The sequence below is a fragment of the Leptospira bandrabouensis genome (assembly GCF_004770905.1).
GTDB classification, from domain to species: domain Bacteria; phylum Spirochaetota; class Leptospiria; order Leptospirales; family Leptospiraceae; genus Leptospira_A; species Leptospira_A bandrabouensis.
In genome coordinates this window covers 189,233-207,623 of sequence record NZ_RQHT01000015.1, presented here as the reverse complement: position 1 = coordinate 207,623, position 18,391 = coordinate 189,233, and the positions used below count along the sequence as shown (strand labels likewise).

Below are 18,391 nucleotides of genomic sequence, written 5' to 3'. Positions count from 1 at the left end.
TCATGATTTCTTTGTTAGTGGGAAGTTCTCCCAGGTTCGGAGTAGGAGTTGAGGTTGGAATTTTAGGTTATGAATTATTTTTAAAAGAAACTGTAAGTAACAAAAAAAATCAGACTCCTGGTTGGGATTTTCAAACATCCCAAGTTGGTTTAGATTTTCAAAATGTTTCTTATTTAAACAGGATATCCGGCAAATCAATGTTTGTCGGCCTTAAGGATAAAAACAAAAGAGAACAAGTTGTTTGGGATTTAGACATCCAATTGACTACGGGAAAGGAAACGGGACTCAGGCCATTCTATTTAGGTAAAAACAATTATATTGGGTATGAAACCTCCAAATTTCTCTTCGGAGTAGGTCGTCGGGAACATAAGTTTCGGCCCATGAGTTTTCAAACAAGTTTTGATGGCGGTGATGGAGTTTTTTTAGAATTCCAACCTCAATCAAATTTGACCTTACAGTTTTTTCTCTGGGACCAATATTCAGGTTCTTTGTTATTTCAGAAAGATAGGTTCCATTCTCTACTTGCCCATTCCCCAAAGGAAAAGTCCGATCATTGGGAAGAGTTAGAATCAAAGGAAGAAAAACAAAGCCATCATCGGAGGCATTCCTTTGGATTTGTGTATGGAAATGATTTAAATTTACGATTGGGAATTCAGTATATAGAATTAGGAAGTTGGGGACGACATGTAAAAGATAGTCCAAGAGAAACGAAAAGTTCTGGTGCAGATGGTGATTCAATCATCAATGGAAATGTGGGTTTCGGCTGGGATCTTTATTTTGTGGATGTTCAATTTGATTTTTTATGGGCCAAGGGTAATGACAGATCCAATTCCAAAATCACAAATTCCCCAGGATCGATTCCGATTTCAGGAGAAGCCATCCAATGGGGGGCCGAACTTCAGTTTGGTGGATTTTTATTCAGAAGTTCTCACTTTTTATCGGACAGAGAAGAAAGAAATTCTAAAAACCAAATCATCCGCGAAGGTTATGTATCCTTGGGATCCCATCCTGGACAAACCCCTTACATATCCCAAATATTCAGGATTTTTCCTTCTGCTGCGGTTACGGATACTGGGTATGATAAAAACTTTGCCTTAATTGATGGTAAGTGTTTTGGATATTTGACCGAACTCGTTTTGCAATTCACCTATCAAAAGTTTGTTGGTAAGTTTGTAGGTAATTATTTTTTACCTTACAAGGTTGGCGGTTCTTCCGACGGAAGGATTAGTTTTCAAAAAAGAGATTTTGAAGTGTTTTCTATTGCGGAAGGGTTATTGGAACTATCTTTAAAGGAAGATTCATCTTTTGAACTGGGAATCGGATTCTCTCAGGTTATTTTACCTGAATCCATTGGCATTAAATCAAATTTTGGGTATGTGTTTGGAAGATTGGAACTATGAAGAAACACAAACGGATTCGATTTTTGTTATTCGCATTGTTGTTTCTTTTTTGTCATAAACCAAAACAAAAAATAGATCTTTCCTGGTTACTTCTTCCGACTTCTCCTATTTCAGATTTATACTTTTCCTACCCTGGTCGGCATGTAGCGGAAGATAAAAAACGAATTGTAAAAGAGGCTCTGATCTCTGAGATTCGGAAAGCTAAAGTGTCAATCCATGCCTATTTGTATTCGATCGATGATTATGAAATTCTTTCGGAACTATATTTAAAAAAAAGGATGGGTTTGGACATTCAACTGTATGGTGATAAAGAGGAAGAATATTCAGAACTCCAGTCTTTCGGACTTGAAATCAAAAGATGGTCTGGATCAGGGATACATCATACAAAGATTTGGATTTTTGACGGAGCTCGTTTATTTACTGGAACTGGAAATTTTACCACTCACGGTTTGTATACGGATCATAATGTTTTTTGGGCGCAGAATATTTCGAAAGAAGAAGTTGAATTCATTCATTCCACACTTCTTGGAACCAATCCAAGAGGTTTTTTTCGGATTGGTTCCTTATTTTACTGGGTTTCCCCGGAAGCGGGTTTGGAAATCCAACAAGAGTTAATCGATGCCGTGGTATCGGCAAAACATTCGATTAAATATTTGATCTATTCTCATTATGATCCTGTCCTCAGTTTAAAGTTAATAGAAGCAAGTAAACGGGGAGTGCGAGTGGAAGGAATTTATAATGCACCTATCAAGAGCTCCAATCCGGAAGGTGTTTTTCTTAGCCAAAACTTAGAACCTCCTTCACAAATTTATGAAGATGGGAATGTTGATTTTATTTATAAAAATGATCGTTATTTAGGGGGACTATTACACCACAAAACAATGATCGTTGACGACCGGATCGTTTATACTGGTTCTTATAACTATTCAGTTTCAGCAAGAGATAAAAATAAAGAGATCTTTGTTAAAATGGACCATCCTTCCATAGCAGAAGAATTCCTCGGGGAATGGAAAAGGGTTTTATGGGAAGCACAACCAATTTCTAAATCTTTGGGAAGTTCTAATGACGCGGATGGAGAGAATGAAAATAGTTTGCGTATGTACTCTCTTCGGCAGTATCAAAATTCTCTATTTCAAACTAACATTCTTTTTAATAGCGAAGGTATTTTTGATACGAATTCGAATGCTTTGTCAAATGCGTATAAACAATCTTTGGGACTTGTCGGTGTGACACGACCAAAATGGGGAAATCGTTTTGAATCTACTTTTATTGGCGAAGATCCCATCTGGGAAGAGAGTGAAGGGGAAAACCTCCACCTCTATTTCCAAAATTATTTTTTGGGAACTAAGGTGAGTCTTTCTAGTGGAGAAAAGATTCTTTCATTTTCAATTTGGGACGGATCTCATTCCAAAGAGAATTTTGTTTTAGATTCAAATTCGACATTAATCGGGAAAACTGACTTTTGGAAGGGAAAAAATTTATGGATATGGATTCAGACAGAAAACCGAAAGATTTCGTTTTGTCAGGTAAAAGGGAAAACAAGTCCTCCCGAATGGATGGTCTTTTTAAAAAATCGACTAGAAACTTTAGGGAAAATTGTGCCGATTTGTACCAGTGGTTAGGTGGTCATTCCATTTTGTCTTCAATCACTGGGACAAGAATCTTAGCTATTTCATCTTGGAGTTTCATATAATTATTGATACCTAAATGAGTGATTTGTTTATTCACATCGTTTAACATCGTTTGTATGAGAAGGATGAGAGTGTGTTTTTTATCTGCAGGAATTTTTGAATCATGGATCAGGTCTGACATGGCTTGTCCAGTATTCCCGAGAAAAGAGATTTTCCAAGCATTTTTAGACCCAATTTTTCAGTTCTAACTCTTTTAACTTAGGAGAGAACCGAAAGGTAAAAAATACTATGAGTAGGGTCATGGTAGCGCCAAAAACAACGGAACCCACTGGCCCTAGGATTTTTGCGGAAAGTCCTGATTCAAAGGCTCCAATTTCATTGGAGGAACCAATAAATACCTTATTGATAGCGCTTACTCTTCCTCTCATTTCTTCTGGAGTCATAGTTTGCATAATGGTGGAACGAACCACAACGGAAACACTATCAAATACTCCTGATAAAAATAAAGCAAATAGAGATAATACAAAGGATTCAGAAAGTCCAAATATCAACATACAAATCCCAAATCCAAAAACACAAAGTAACAAAACCCTTCCCGATTTTTCTAGAGGAGGTTTGTATGTGAGATAGTATGCCATAAGAAGTGCACCAAGTGATGGGGCTGCTCGCAAATATCCGAGTCCTTCTGAGCCAACAAAAAGAATGTCTTTTGCATATACTGGTAGAAGAGCCACCGCTCCACCGAAAAGAACCGCAAACATATCTAGTGCCATCGCACCTAACATGATTTCATTTTTTAAAACAAAACGAAGACCTTTGAGCAGGCTATCTTTTAGAGCTTCTTTTTCTTTTCGTTCGGGAAGACTACGTTTTGTTATCCAGAAAAAAAGTAAAAAGGGGAGTCCGATACAAAATGAATCCAGTGCATAAGCCGCTTGCATTCCAAAACTACCATAAACAATCCCACCGAGTGCCGGGCCAATGACTGCTCCTGCTTGGAAAGAAGTTCCCATCCAAGCTGCCGAATGAGGGTAATGTTCTCTCGGAACCAGTTGGGTCACAAAACTAAAGATAGCTGGTGAAATAAAACCTCTGGCAATTCCAGAAACTAAAATTACTAAAAAAATTGGATAGGCTTTGTATTGCACAAGTAAAAACCCAAGTGGGCCTGTAAAAGCATATAAAGTTAATGAACAGAGAAGTAAAAAGAATAAACAGATAACAATGATATTGCGTCGATCTCTAAGATCCGCTAAATGTCCTGCATACAGAGAAACTACAATGGAGGGAACGGCCTCAAAAAGACCAACGAGTCCTAAGTCTAAAACACTTCCCGTAAGTTCATATACTTGCCAGCCAACGATCGTGGCTTGTATATTGATCGCAAGGACCATAAAAAACCTGGCAACGATAAAAAAACGAAAATCGCGGTGTTTGAAAATGGCCAAAGAAAGGTTTTTCTTCATCTCTTTGGCCAATGTTTCTATGTCTTAATTTTGGGGCAATTCACAATCAATGAATCTTTTATTTCGATTCACTCCCCAATTGAAAATTTAAAGTTTTGACTGCTTCTTCATTTCCCACTTGGTCGACAGCATAATAAAAAAGTTGAAAAGAACCCTTACAAACTGACTTTAAATCGGTTACTGATATTTCTGCAGTGTAAGGTTTAAACTCTGTTTGTGTACCCGACTGACAAGTGTAAGCAACGAGTATATCTTTTGTTCCACTCAAGCGGTCTTTTGCACTTAACTTGATTTTGGTTTCTTGTGAAATATATTGTGCTCTACCTTTACCTACAGAACTTGGGCCTACCCATTCCAATTTAGTTTCCGGTGGGGTAATATCTTTAATAAAATCCAATACTTGCATTGGTTCTTTATTGCCCGCTTGGTCTAGAGAAAAATATAATAATTGGTAACTACCTTCTTCATTCACAGGAATCGATGTGAGGGTTTTTGCAGAATTCCAATGTCCATTTCTGAGCTTGTATCGCACTTCCGCAACACCTGAAGCATCATCTGAAGGATTCAGTGTTAACTGGTTCTTGATCAAATACCTGACAGACTCTTCCTTTTCTTTTACGATGATAAAACTATCTGTGCTAACCACTGACACAACTTTTTTCGGTTGCTCTTTGGGGACAAAAGTCTTTTTGGCTACGAATTCTTTCGGAACTGAAAGCGGAGATCCTGGATCAACATTTGTAGAATAAACTTGAGTCCAAAATCCTTTGGCACCATATTCGCCTAACCTCCGAACACGAAAGTATTCAAAGTCATCTTTAGGTGTGACGGTGATTCTGTTTCCTCTAAACTGGATGGTTTCAGGAGGTTTTGGAGCAATAGAATCCCCTGATTCATTTGGTTTTTCTTGCCAAAGTTCTAGTTCAAAATTTGCATCTGCCTCTGCATCAATGACAATACGAAGTTCTCTCGTTGGTTTGGAAACAAGAGATCCAAATGTTAGAAAAACGATTCCAAGGATGAGTATTAAATTTCGATTCATATTCCTACTATTCTTCTTTTAGGCGAGGTGCTTCTGGAATTTTATAAGGTTGTACAGGAGACTTTCCTTTTTCCACAAATGTCGCCATCCCTTGTTTCAACTCGACAGTTTTTCCTTGTGCCGCAACATCAACCACTCCCTCAAAACAGGAAATGGTGGAACTTAGTTTATCATCTAACTCTACACGAAACTCGGTTCCCCTAACACCCGCAGTGGAAGAGGGGCTAACTATATTGAACTTATGTTCGGTGGTAGGTGGATTGGATTTATTGACTTTTGCATCCAAACTTCCTTTAAAAAGTGCTACGGTGACCGGGCCACCTTTTTTTTCTTCACCCTTCACTTCAAAGTGGCTATCGTGCAAAATCCTAACCATACCCACATTATTAATATGGACATCAGTTTTTCCTTTGCCTGCAGTTTTGATTTGGTCATTGGGATGGAGTTCTTGTCCCAGTTTCAATGGAACCCAAGGTCCTTTTCCACCAGTTCCATTCCATTCCACTTGTCCCATTACAAATTCAGTGACACCAACAACAGCCTTACGTAGAAACACCGGAACCACTAGAGAAAGACCAGGTTTGATTAAGTTTGGATTGGGAATTTTATTGTGTTTTAAAAGTTCAGGCCAGCGTTTAGGATCAGAAAGATGTCTTTCTGAGATCAAAGAGAGTGTTTCACCCTTTTGGACTGTAATCGTGATAGGCTCTAAGGTCTCCCCACTTTCTGCAAAGAGGGAAAACGAACAGAATGTTATGATAAGTACTAAGGTTGAATGTAGAATGGACTTTCTCATATACATACTCTCTCAAACTTATGTTAAAATTTCCAGCGATTTCGAAAATCTTGGGGATTTTTCTAAGGAAAGTTTTTTTCATTTTTTTAGAATTCGCTAAAGAATGAATGTGATTCTCCGAAGGTCCTTTAGCAAAAAACTCTACAATCGTTAGGTTATCACTGGTTTTGCAAAAAATAAATTCCTAGAGCGGCAGCCATTTGTGGATGATGGATGGTTCCTTCAATTAACAGGCGTTTTACTTCCTCTGGTTTTTTTATAACAATTTCAATATCTTCCCCTTCATCAAATTCTACTTCATGGATTGGTTCTACATCGTAGGCAACATATGAATAGGACCAATTAGTGAACATAGCTGGATTACCAGAAAACTTAGCGAGTAATTTGTATTTTGCCGGATCTGTGGCATAACCTGTTTCTTCTCTTAATTCTCTTATGGCAGAAATCAGTTCGGATGCGGGTTCATCCTCGTCCACAATCCCTCCTGGAAGTTCCAAGCTGTCTTCGCCAATCCCGTACCTATATTGTTTGATGAGTAAAATTTCTCCTGTTTTGGTGACAGGCACTACGTTGACCCAGTTTTTCGATTTTAATACATAGTAGGTTTTTTCTTCCGTTGAGCGGGGGAGTTGGATTTCAAAACTTGCGAGAGTATAGACAGGTGTGGGGTAGAGGTCTTTCCAGTTTTTTCTTTCTTTCACTTTTATACCAAGGGTCACAGGAATTTTTGTTTCTAAAGACTATATAGAGAATTTCCTTCTTTTTTGGAATTATAAAAAACTTACTCTTGAAGGATGGAAGCATAGATAAAACTATCTACTTATGAAATTATATGGTAGCATCACTTCACCTTTTGTAAGAAGGATTCGATTCATCTGTTCGGAAATGGGTATTCCCTTTACCTTAGTCGACACGATGACGGAAGCCGGTCAAAAAGAACTTCGGGATAAAAACCCTCTCTGGAAAGTTCCCTATGTGGAAATCGACGATGTAAAAATTTGGGATAGCCATACCATCATCGATTATCTTTTTGAAACCAAAGGGTCAGGCAATTTTAGACCAAAATCGGGTCCTCACCACTACCGGGAAGCTAATTTACAGACAGCCATTGACCAAGCCTTAGATAATGCCATTTTGATTTTTTATTTAAATAAAGAAGGAATCAAACCGGATGCTGCACCGTATCTCACAAAAAATGCCCTTAGAATCAGTTCCATTTTGAATTACATTAAACAGGAGTTAAATGGTAATTTTTTCTTTACCGATGGCAAAGTAGGACTTTCTGAAATTGCTCTGTATACAACTCTCGATTGGATTCGGTTCCGTTCTGTTTTACCAGTCGAGGAGGACCCCATTTTTGCCGGTTTTCTCAACTTCCACGGGCAAAACAAATCTTGGAAGGAAACCGCTCCTAAGTAATAAAGAACAGCCGTTTTTCACTCGACCGGATCGGATTTCCTTGGATTATGTCCCTTACTGGTCACCCTATGAAATTAAATGCGGCACAAATGGAAGCAGTTTCTACCATCCAAGGTCCACTTCTGGTCTTTGCCGGTGCCGGTTCGGGAAAAACCAGGGTCATCACCAACCGAATCGCCCATATGGTGGAAGGGGTAAAAATCCCTGCCGGCAAAATTGTAGCTCTATCATTTACCAATAAAAGTGCTAAAGAGATGGCAGAACGCCTTAGGAAAATGGTTCCCCGGGAAAAACTCAAAGGGATCACCCTTTCCACCTTTCATTCGTTAGGTTTAAAGATTTTAAAAGAACATATTACCAAACTTGGTTATAACGAAACTTTTTTATTATTCAATGGAACCGACCAAGAAGCCTTTGTTTCGGATCTTTTAAAGTCCAAACGTCTGGATCCGAAAAAAGTTCCTCCAAAAGAAATCCTTCGCCGCATTTCCTATGCTAAAAATACCCAAGTGCATCCAAAGGACAATGGGCTTACAGGTGAGTTTGATCTTGTTGCCGCAGAAGTTTTTTCTATGTATGAAGAAGGCCTTAAAGAAAAAAATGCCATCGATTTTGATGATCTGATTCTTCTTCCCAAACGTCTGTTAGCTGAATTTCCTGAAATTGCTGCTTATTACCAAAGAAAACACGAATACTTTCTTGTGGATGAATTCCAAGACACAAACCAACTCCAATATGAGTTTTTATCATTATTTCGTGGGAAAAGTGACAACCTTTGTGTGGTAGGGGATGATGACCAAAGTATTTATGCTTTCCGTGGCTCCAATGTCCAACTCATCCTTAACTTCGAAAGAGAATTCCCTCACGCCAAAGTGGTGAGACTTCTCGAAAACTACCGTTCTACATCACTCATCATCCAAGCCGCAAACTCTCTCATCCAAAACAACAAAGGCCGTAAAGAAAAAACCCTCTATAGCCGGATCCCTTCTGCAGAACGAGTGGAATATTATGAAACTGCTGATGAAAGGGAAGAGGCAATTTTTGTCGCAGGAAGGATCCAATCCTTACTCATCAAAAATGAATTTAAGGGAAAAGAAATTGCCATCCTTTTTCGCACCAATTTCCAATCCCGGCCTTTTGAAGAGGAACTCCGAAACCGCAGTATCCCTTATAAAGTCGTGGGTGGATATAATTTCTTTGATCGGAAAGAAATTAGAGATTGTATTTCTTATTTGCGGTATGTAGCCAATCCTAAGGATGATTATTCACTTCTTCGCATCATCAATTACCCAAAACGGGGGATTGGTCCAGGCACCATGCAAAAACTCCAAGAGGAAGCCTTCACTCACAAACTTTCACTCTACGAGATCTTTCATAAAATGATTGAGAGTCCTGACTATTTACCCGAAATAAAAGCTAAGGTCAGACAAGAAATCTACCAATTCGTAGAAATGGTGGACGCTTTTAAAAAGAAATTTGCCATGTCACCGAAATTGGCCCCAGTGCTTAGGGAAATGATCACCCAAATCGGTTTTGAGAGGGAAATCTCTCTAGAAGAAACCGAAGAGAAAGTGGTCAAAGCCCGGATCTACAACCTAAGTGAACTTGTGAACATGTTGTCCTTTTTTGAAGACGAAGAGGGCCGTGAGGGCAAGGCTACGATTTTTGACTTTTTACAGAGGCTTGTCCTCCTCATGGAAGATGAACCCAAAGAGGACGAAGAAGATCGTCGTGTGCAACTTTTGACCATGCACCAGTCCAAAGGGTTGGAATACGATTTAGTTTTTTTAGTGGGACTGGAAGAGGGAATTTTACCGAACTCACGTGTTATAGAAGAAGAAGGGGAAGTAGTCGATGAAGAAAGACGGCTTCTCTACGTGGGTATGACTCGCCCAAGACGAAAATTGTACTTGACTTCGGCTCGTACAAGACGCAAATTTGGGGAGCAAATCGAGAGTGCCCCCTCTCGGTTTTTAAATGAGCTGTCTCAGGACGCTGTTCTTTTTTTCCCTATGGAAACGAAGGATAGAGACACGGAAACTAAGAATTTCTTAGAGGAATTAGACAAACTAAAGGTAGGCTAATGAAATCGATTCTCCCACTAACCCTCATTTTGGCGTTGGTAGTGGCATTTGAAAATTGTGCATCAAATCAAGGAAACCAAAAACTAGGAGTTTCCAAAGTAAATACCGGGTCTCATTTGGCCCAAATCGAATCTATCGATGCTGATCTCAAATCCCTCTCCCTATCTGACGAATCCCGAGACAAATTAATCATCCGAAAAGGAAAACTATTACTCGATCTTGGAAAATATGATGAGACCATTGCCACTCTCAACCAAGTAAACCAAGCAAAATCGAATCCAGTCCAACTCTCTGAGTGGAATCTCACTATGGGGAAGGCCTATGTGGGAAAAAACGAATACTCAAAAGCCATTCAATTCTTAAACCAATCAGAGCGTTTGGATAAAAACACAAATCTGATGGAACGTAAAAAACTAGTGGTGCAGTCCCTAGTGGCAGAAAGGGAATATTATCCAGCACTTGCTACCCTTACAAAAACTTATACCAAAGGGAACCAAAAGAAAGATGAATTCTATTTTGAAACTGCTGCGAAAACTTATTTAAAGATGGGTTTCGAGTATAAGAATACAGGATTTTACCAAAAAGGTTTGCAAGTTGCCAATTTAGGATTAGAAGAATTTCCAAACAATGAAACTCTGAAGTCCATTCAGAAAGAATGTTTGGAAGTGTTGCAGCCGGAGGGCAAACTCTAAGTTCTTTTGGAACGGATTTTTTCATTACAACGCCTATTCGTTTATAGGCAATCCTTGATGAACCTACTATATAGAATCCGTGAAAACAAGCGGGTTCTATTTTCATTTTTGGCCCTAGGTTTCATTTTTTTTGTTTTTCTACTTGGTTATTATGGTTTGGAGTATTACCTCCGAAACTACCGCATTCCACTTGTACAACTACGGAAAGTAGTTTCCTATACGATCAACAAAGAACTTGGTAAAGCGGTTGATATTGGGGTTCTTGATTTTTCACTCCGTGAAGGGCTTATCATTGAAGACCTCGTGGTTTCCAATGAAGAGGACTTTTCCTTTAACGACCATATGTTGAAGGTAAAAAAGGTTACCTTTCGACTCTCGAGTTACTTTAAAGAATCTCCTACTGTAGAACAAATTGATTTTTATAGTCCTCATTTGGTTTTAAATGAGAATGTGAGTTTACGAAACCAACTCATTGAATATGCACAAAAGAGCAAACTAAAAGACATTCGATTTCATGATGCAAGACTTACAGTCAAACAAAACGATTCCACTTTGGTGGATTGGAAAGAAGGTTGGGATATTGTTTTAAAACGAAAGAATAAAAAACTATATCTTTCATATAACAATGGTTGGTTTTGGATTCCCAATACAACTCGCATTAAAGGTGAAGGTGAGTTTTCAGAAGCCAGTTTGGATGAATTCCAATTTGAGTTTAAATGGAAAAACTATCCATCAGAAGAAGCCATTATCCTTACCAATTACTTATTTGGTTCCAATGTCCATTCTGCAGTTCTTTCGGGGGAAGGAAAAATATTTCGGGATTCAGTCTCTGGTTTTACAGCCAGAGGGGATGTGGAATTTGAAAATTCCTTTATACCCATTCCTTTTTTTGAAAATTACATTTTAGATGGATTTCGATTTCGCGAAATATTTTTGTTCACACCAAACAAAGAAGAACGGGAATTTTTAGGAACTGACTTCCGAATCAAAACCACTGTAAAAACAGAAAATATCAAAGAACCTTTATTAGACCGTCATTTTGAATTCCAAATCGAATCTCTTGAAAATATTGCAGAAAGGATTTCCGATTTGTCGGGTAATTTTTCTCTTCCATTGTCCGGTGTTTTAAAAGGAAATTTAGATCTTTTAGAATCCGGGGACAAAAACAAATGGTTTCAACTTCGAGGAGAAATTTTGGGATCAGAAATTCAGTGGGATTCCAAACTTTTACAGTTAGATAAAGGTTCTTTATCTTTGAAACTAACCGAAGGAAACGAATGGAGTTTTAACTTTGATTCTTTACTTTTTGGCAAACCTTCTCATCTTTCTGGTTTTGGATCGAGTGTTTGGGGACGTTCCAAAAAAGCAGATGGATCTTTTTATTATCCTATGACTTCCAAAACAAAACTAGTTTTTCAAACACCTGACCTAACTGGAAGTGAATGGAAACCTTTGTATGAGGATTGGAAAAAGGAAACCTTAGAAGAAATTAGGGAACGCCAAGAGAAGTTGATTCCAGAGGAGTATTTTTACCAAAAAAAGATTTATAAATACTTTTTAGAGTCTATGAATTTAGATTTTGGAATTCAGATTTCTAATTTTTATCCTTTTGACGGATCGAAATCTCTAGGTGAATCGAAAGGTAACCTTGTGGTTAAGGATGGTAGGATGAATCTTAATTTGAACCTCGGAACAACAGGTTCGAAGGTTTCCATGGTTTCCTATTTCGCTAGTAAAACTCCAAATTTTGGTTTTAGTTTGGTTTTGAATGAATACCCTTGGTCCGATCCTTGGATGAATTTTTGTGGTACGGAACTTAGGCCAACCCATGTTGGTTTAGATTATAGTTTTAATAGTATTGGAAGCGATTATTATAGTTTGCATAAGGATGCTCGAACTTCTTATACATTGAAGTTATTTGGAGTTCACTTAAAAGAGGCGGATTTGGTTTCCAAATTAGAAATGAATTTGGACCCTTTGAAAAAACCATTCCAAATGGAATTTGATTTAAGTCGTTATTCGGATATGGATTATATTTCCAATTTAGTGGTTTCTAGTGATTTGTTGGACTTGAAGGGTTATGGAAATAATAAAAATGGAAACTATGCCTTTACAACTTATGGAGTTGTTGGGGAATCTAGAGGAAGTTTTAGTTTCATTGAAGAGGAAAATAAATGCGTTATCAAATAGTTTTTGTTAGTGTTTTTGCAGTTCTATTTTTCTTTTTCCAATGTAAAGAATCCAAAAATCCTGCAGATATTGCTCCGGAGATATCCAAATTACCTGCGTTTGGCGGTGAGTGGATTTTGGAATGGGAAAATCAAACTCATTCTTTAGACATTTTACCTGAAGAAAACAAGGTTCTTTGGAATGGGACAAACGATCTAAGTTTAGAATTGGATTCTGTGGGAATTCGTTTAAAACCGAATGATGAAGAAACCATCAAAGGTTATTTTTTGTATTCGGATTTAAAACCCAAGTCCTGGATTGGGACTTGGGAAAATCGAGTCGTGCGTTTAATTCGGAAGGGATCTAAGGAGTGATTGGATTTCCTTTGCTGCCTTTTTGGAAGCATTGGTAGTTCCTAGTTCTCTTTCTTTTGTTTCTCTTAAAATCCCTTTTATTTTATTCTTTAGTTTCGAATTAGAAAGGATCTTCCATGCTTCTTGAAAGATATACTTTGGTTGGCATTCGTTTTGAGTGATTTCACGACAAACTTCTTCACCTGCAAGTATATTGGCAAGACCAATGAATTTGGATTTTATCAGTAAAGATCCCAAAAAATAAGTAAATAAACTTACTTTATAAAGGATCACCATTGGAGTTTCAAAATAAAGTCCCTCTAAGGTTGCCGTACCCGAAGCAATGAGTAGGAGGTCACTTGTTTCCATCACACGAAGAGAGGCATTCCATAGATAATGAATTTGGATGTCGGGATGGATTTGTTTCAATGTTTTGATTTTTTCTAAAAGAAAGGTTTCTTCTTTGGCATTGATATTCGGGAGAAGAAATACAATTTTCTTTTTTTCCAGTTTACACTGTTCGTGGAGAAGGGCAGCCGTACCGAGGAGGGGATCAATTAACCTATGGATTTCGCCCTTTCTGGAACCAGGAAGAAGTCCGACTGTATATCCATGGTGGGCATCAGGAAGTTTCTCCGTGATGACTGGTTCTTTTTTTAGTTTTTCTGGAATTCGTTTGGTGATGGGATGACCCACAAACTTAGCATTTACACCGTATTCAGTATAAATTTCCTCTTCAAATCGGAAGAGGGTAAGCATTAATGCAATCTGTTCTTTGATAAAATAAATCCGATTGAATTTCCATGCCCAGATTTGTGGGGAAACATAAAATACAGTAGGGATCCCTCTTTGTTTTAATTCCTTCGCCAAACGTAAGTTAAAACCTGGATAGTCTATTAAAATAGCAAGTTTTGTTGGTCGAAAATTGGTTTCTTCTAAAACCCGATAAAACACTTTCTTTAAAAAACTATATTTTTTGATAGCTTCTGAAAATCCGATGACACTCAAGTTCTCCAACTCTTCTAATGAATCGAGGCCTTGTTCCATCATTCCTTCTCCACCAATTCCGTAGAATTTGTAATCAGGTTCTAATATTGATAATTCATGTAATAGATCTGCTCCTAGTAAATCACCGGAATGTTCACCAGCGATGACCAAGAAATTTTTGTCAGACTCATGTAGATGGGATTTTTTTTTGGTTACCATTGAGAACCTTACTTCCGTTTTTTCCTACAACACAAAAGTTAAGTTTGTGTTTGGTGGCAAATTCGATCACTGCTTTGGGATCCACCACTAAGGTTTCCCCTTCACGAATGCAGAGTGTTTTACATCCACTCTCAAGCATTACCTGAAAGGTGTGTATTCCAATGGTAGGGAGGTCAAAACGATTGTCTTGTTTGGCTTTGGGACTTTTACAAACAACGGCATCACCTTTCTTTTTGGTATAGGCCCCGCCTCGTTTGATGGTTTCGTCAGTTCCTTCTACCGCTTCGACAGCAATCACTGATTCGTCACAAACCACAACCATTTGTCCGATATCTAAATCGGCCATTTTTTCTGCATAAAACATCCCAAAGTCGATGTCTTTTAATTCTTGGGTATTGAATTTTTTTGGAGTGTATCTGCCTTCGGGAAGAAGGAGGGATTGTAAATAGATTTTCTGAGAAATGACCTTGACTCCCATCGCTTCGAACTCATCGGCAATGGCTAAAAAAATCGGATAATCATTTCGATTGATAGTACGGGCAAGGATGGCAAGTGCTTTGAGATCAAATTTCAATTTTTGAAAGAGGAGATCTTTACGCACTTTCCCAAGCATCAAAATTCTTGTGATCTTTTCTTTTTGGATCGTTTTTAGAATTTTGCCAATTTGAGTGATGTGGACTGGGATCGTGCGGGCACTATGTTCTCTAGGTGAAAAGTCAGATTCAATGAGACCAAGAAATAGGGGATCCTCACCGGCAGCTAATGCTTCCTTCATTCCAATATGAGGTAACTCCCCACCCCCAGCTATAATGGCTAATCGGCCTTTCGGTGCCAAAGAAAAACCTTACGTAGTACCTGAATCCGTATTTCCAGAAGACGGAGCAGAACTATCTTTTTTATAATCGGTTACATAAAACCCAGAACCTTTAAAGATGATTCCTGCACTGGCAGAAATTCGTCTTTCGACAGATCCATTTTTACCACAAAGGCAATGGGTGAGTGCATCCTCTTTCATTGACTGAACGTGTTCAAAGTCTTTTCCACATGTATTACAATGGTAGTCATAGGTAGCCATAGTTTCCTCCTCTAATGGATTCCTGTTCTAATTTCAAAGAGTAGTACTTTTTCTCTGCTCGGTTCTTTCGCCAAAGGTAAACAAATCTCCCAGGAGAATCTTCTCGAGTTCAGTGCCGATTCATCCAAGGGAAGGGAACGAATCGATTGAATGAGTCCTGTGTTTCGCCGCCAAAGGCTTGCGTTCCATTTGTCCCCCTCTTGGGATTCAATATGTAAGGACAGGTTTTCTCTTCTTTTTTCTCCGTCGAGGACATATCGATTTTTATTTACCCAAATGGATTCTTTATCTAGGGAAAGGGAATAAGCAAGATGTTCTTTGTTATCGTAATTTAGATGTAATTCCAAAATGGGAATCGGTTTTTCTGCCTCGGTTGGTTGGAAGGAAAACTCAAAATAGTTTTTGTCACCTGATAGTTTTTTACAGATTCTCTCGAACGATTTAGTGTTTTTTGAAAAACCATAAATGGGAAATCCGGTTTCTCCAGAAATGCGGATCGAATCACGAGCGATATAGTTACCAAAAAAAGTAGAGGGAATTTGGTTTCCGTTCCAACCTTCAAAATCGATTCGAATTTCATTGTCTACAGACTTAAATCTTTTTTCAAACTCTGCTATGAGATTTGAATCCGGTGGAACTTCCGTCAAAAATCCAGAAAAAATCCATGCCGATTTTTGAAGATTAGGAAAGTAACAACGTTTCCAGTGCCCTATATTTCCAACGATGGTCTCCGATGTTGGATCTTCTTCCAAACAAAAGGTTCTTTCTGGTTCGCTGATCTTTCCAACTTCAGCATTTTCGCGCCCAGGGCCACTGCGAAGATTTACATTTTTCCCTCGTAGTATGGCTGTTTGGTGATATAAGTTGGTGTTGGATTGATTCGATAAAAAATGTAAGGTCTGCACAAGAAAATCTGATTCAATTTCACCAATGGATTCAAAAGGAAAACTGAGTAAATTGGATAAGGCTCGACTATACTTTTCCTCGATACCCCTTGGATCTTCCAAAATGAGTTTTAAGAGTAGGTTTTTGACTTCCGATTTTGGAATGGGTTTCGAGATCGTAATGATTTTTGTGATTAAAGCTCTTTTGTAACCGTCCCCATGTTTTTTCAAATTGGGAAGATAAGGATCTTCCACATGGTAATAGGTTCCTCTTGTGGTTTCCCATTCTACAAGTTTTGTTCCCGAACGTTTTTGGAAAAAGATAAGAAGGTCTTTCGTTGTTTCCTTTTCGTTTAATTTTTTTTCTAACTGGGAAATGGACTCTGAAAGAAGGGTAAGTTCAAGTTCACTTGCAGGAATTTCGTTTTCCTGATAGAGGCCAAGTACTTTGAGATAAGCCTCAGACTTATAAAGATCATAAGCTTTGTCTTCTCTCTCGCGAAAGTCAACAAAGGCATAAGTAATTAGGACAACAAAAAGAAAAAGGAAACTTACTGCGAGAAATACACGGGAGCGTATCAAATGGAATCTCCCGTTTTTTTCTTAAAGATTTTCAGGTAGGAGTTTGGATCTTTCCACTCCGTATTCTTCAAATAAAGCATTTTTAGCAACATAGTATCTATGTAAGTTAATGTTGAAATCTACTTTGGCACGAACAAGAGACAATTGGTCCTGGACATGAGTGTCCAAGGCATTTTTTACAGCAAGTGCGTTGAAACGTCCTTGTTGGAAGGATCGTAAAACACCGTTATAGTATTTTTTAGATTCTTCTTCGGTTCGTTTTGCATTTTCCATTACTTGGAAAGATGCTTTTAAGATATCAATTCTTGTTTTAACATCATCAGCAACTGCTTTGACAAGGTCTGATTCTTCCAAGGAAACCTGACGTTTTTGGATTTCTGCATCGCGAATTCCTGCTTTCACCCCTTTGTCCATGATTGGATAAGAAAGATCCAAGGAACCTTGCATCACAGGGTATTGGTAAGAAAATACACCAGCCCGATTGTCCGAATAGTTGTTTTGAGGACTAATGGTATTTTGCGCTTGGTATCCGTAAGTTCCCGCCGCTTTCAAAGAAGGAAGGGCTTCATTTTTTGCTGTTTTCATAGAGAGCTCTGCGTTTTCTTTTTTTCGCGCAATGGCTTTAAAATCTGCTCTATGTTTGTAAGCATAATCGATATCAGCTTGGTAATCCAATTTTGTTGGAAGTGTCTCCGAAAGAGGACTTGTCTTTTGGAAGATTGTGTCTTCCGGAAGATTAAGAGAACGAATGAGTTTACGACGAGCTTCTTCTTTTTCAGCGGCTGCCTGAGCCATTTGTCCTTCTACTTGGGAGAGAAGGGCGTTCCATTGGTTAACTTCAAAACTTTCAGAAAGTCCAAGACCTTGTTTACGGATGGTTAGATCCCTGACGTTTTTTGTGTTTTTCAAAAGTTGTTCGAAAGTTTGGTATCCTGATTCTTTGACAGAGTAATTCCAATAGTCAACAAGAGTGGCTACTACTTTGTTTGCCACTTGGTCTTCCATTTGCTCACGCATGATCTCTGTTTGGTTCTCGAGGATTTTTTCCATATTCCTTTCGTTGGCACCAAAGGCATTTTTTAATAAATCCTGAGCAATAGTAATGGAAAGAGTATCTGTATATAAGGGAGGAAGTCCGAGAGCGGAAAATCCTGCAGGAGTTTTATTCGGATCTTCAAAAGCGTTCGAATCAAAACGTTGTGACTTAGCTTCTAATTTGAAATAAGTTCCTGTTGTAAAAAGTTTTTCGAGACCCGCACTATAAGTATTGGTTTGGGTTTTGGTTCCCGTAAAGATATTGTTTTGGTTGAAAGGGAATTTTTTCTCATCTATTTCCGCTTTAGAAAGTGCGCGCCAAGAATACTTACTCTCAAACTTCATTAAGTTTGAATCTGCTTTGACTAATTCCAAACGGGCCTGCATGACCTCGCGATTGTTATCAATGGCATACTTGACTGCATCTTGTAAGCTAAGTGTAAAACCCTTATCTCCAGAATCCGCAGCCAAGAGGCCGACGGAAACGAGGAGGATCAATGTACTTGAAACCCATGAACGTTGTTCCATACTGTTAATTCAGACTCCCCATTTCCTTT

The 18,391-nt window shown here is 38.4% G+C and carries 17 protein-coding genes; 7 read left to right on the top strand and 10 right to left on the bottom strand.

From position 1 onward, the window contains the following. Window positions 1–2 precede the first annotated feature (2 nt). On the top strand, window positions 3–1,400 hold the full coding sequence (locus EHR07_RS18540) for an LA_2168 family protein (protein WP_135746605.1): 1,398 nt from the start codon (window positions 3–5) through the stop codon (window positions 1,398–1,400). After that, window positions 1,397–3,022, top strand: coding sequence for a phospholipase D-like domain-containing protein (locus tag EHR07_RS18535; RefSeq protein WP_135746522.1), 1,626 nt, complete (start codon window positions 1,397–1,399; stop codon window positions 3,020–3,022). The genes EHR07_RS18540 and EHR07_RS18535 overlap by 4 nt, the downstream gene beginning before the upstream one ends. 4 nt (window positions 3,023–3,026) lie before the next feature. On the opposite strand, the gene EHR07_RS18530 is transcribed toward EHR07_RS18535, so the two are convergent. The 5 genes from EHR07_RS18530 to EHR07_RS18510 all read right to left on the bottom strand — a co-directional run bounded on the left by EHR07_RS18530 (window position 3,027) and on the right by EHR07_RS18510 (window position 7,036). After that, window positions 3,027–3,212, bottom strand: a complete 186-nt coding sequence (locus tag EHR07_RS18530; protein WP_004783670.1) for a hypothetical protein — start codon at window positions 3,210–3,212, stop codon at window positions 3,027–3,029. Between the two features lie 43 nt (window positions 3,213–3,255). Next, entirely contained in the window at window positions 3,256–4,497 is a 1,242-nt protein-coding gene (locus EHR07_RS18525) for an MFS transporter (protein ID WP_135746521.1), read from the bottom strand. Between the two features lie 58 nt (window positions 4,498–4,555). Next, a complete protein-coding gene (locus EHR07_RS18520) occupies window positions 4,556–5,539 on the bottom strand; it encodes an LBF_2017 N-terminal domain-containing protein (protein WP_135746520.1) in 984 nt (327 codons plus the stop codon). Between the two features lie 7 nt (window positions 5,540–5,546). After that, window positions 5,547–6,335 (bottom strand): FecR family protein, encoded by a 789-nt coding sequence (locus tag EHR07_RS18515; protein ID WP_135746519.1) that lies wholly within the window; start codon window positions 6,333–6,335, stop codon window positions 5,547–5,549. Between the two features lie 158 nt (window positions 6,336–6,493). Further along, window positions 6,494–7,036, bottom strand: coding sequence for an NUDIX hydrolase (locus tag EHR07_RS18510; protein WP_135746518.1), 543 nt, complete (start codon window positions 7,034–7,036; stop codon window positions 6,494–6,496). Between the two features lie 121 nt (window positions 7,037–7,157). Between EHR07_RS18510 and EHR07_RS18505 the strand changes: the two genes are divergently transcribed. From EHR07_RS18505 to EHR07_RS18485, 5 genes are all read left to right on the top strand, one after another. Then, window positions 7,158–7,754 (top strand): glutathione S-transferase family protein, encoded by a 597-nt coding sequence (locus tag EHR07_RS18505; protein WP_135746517.1) that lies wholly within the window; start codon window positions 7,158–7,160, stop codon window positions 7,752–7,754. 68 nt (window positions 7,755–7,822) lie between these two features. Continuing rightward, window positions 7,823–9,838, top strand: a complete 2,016-nt coding sequence (locus tag EHR07_RS18500) for an ATP-dependent helicase (RefSeq protein ID WP_208739895.1) — start codon at window positions 7,823–7,825, stop codon at window positions 9,836–9,838. Then, window positions 9,838–10,530, top strand: a complete 693-nt coding sequence (locus tag EHR07_RS18495) for an LIC12587 family lipoprotein (RefSeq protein ID WP_135746515.1) — start codon at window positions 9,838–9,840, stop codon at window positions 10,528–10,530. Before EHR07_RS18500 ends, EHR07_RS18495 begins: the two co-directional genes overlap by 1 nt. 57 nt (window positions 10,531–10,587) lie before the next feature. Continuing rightward, window positions 10,588–12,720, top strand: coding sequence for an LIC_12586 family protein (locus EHR07_RS18490; protein WP_135746514.1), 2,133 nt, complete (start codon window positions 10,588–10,590; stop codon window positions 12,718–12,720). After that, the gene (locus EHR07_RS18485) at window positions 12,705–13,073 is read left to right on the top strand and encodes a hypothetical protein (protein WP_135746513.1); all 369 of its coding nucleotides are present in this window, start codon (window positions 12,705–12,707) and stop codon (window positions 13,071–13,073) included. The genes EHR07_RS18490 and EHR07_RS18485 overlap by 16 nt, the downstream gene beginning before the upstream one ends. On the opposite strand, the gene lpxB is transcribed toward EHR07_RS18485, so the two are convergent. The 5 genes from lpxB to EHR07_RS18460 are packed head-to-tail and all read right to left on the bottom strand — an operon-like array spanning window position 13,047 to window position 18,362. After that, window positions 13,047–14,258, bottom strand: a complete 1,212-nt coding sequence (lpxB, locus tag EHR07_RS18480; protein ID WP_135746512.1) for a lipid-A-disaccharide synthase — start codon at window positions 14,256–14,258, stop codon at window positions 13,047–13,049. The genes EHR07_RS18485 and lpxB overlap by 27 nt on opposite strands. Then, complete coding sequence (locus EHR07_RS18475) at window positions 14,227–15,093, bottom strand: LpxI family protein (RefSeq protein WP_135746511.1); 867 nt, start codon at window positions 15,091–15,093, stop codon at window positions 14,227–14,229. The genes lpxB and EHR07_RS18475 overlap by 32 nt, the downstream gene beginning before the upstream one ends. Before the next feature lie 9 nt (window positions 15,094–15,102). Beyond that, a complete protein-coding gene (locus tag EHR07_RS18470) occupies window positions 15,103–15,333 on the bottom strand; it encodes an FmdB family zinc ribbon protein (protein WP_135746510.1) in 231 nt (76 codons plus the stop codon). 11 nt (window positions 15,334–15,344) lie between these two features. Then, entirely contained in the window at window positions 15,345–16,799 is a 1,455-nt protein-coding gene (locus EHR07_RS18465) for an SH3 domain-containing protein (RefSeq protein ID WP_135746509.1), read from the bottom strand. A gap of 21 nt (window positions 16,800–16,820) precedes the next feature. After that, window positions 16,821–18,362: a TolC family protein gene (locus EHR07_RS18460; RefSeq protein ID WP_135746508.1), complete on the bottom strand. Its 1,542-nt coding sequence runs from the start codon at window positions 18,360–18,362 to the stop codon at window positions 16,821–16,823. Between the last annotated feature and the right edge of the window lie 29 nt (window positions 18,363–18,391).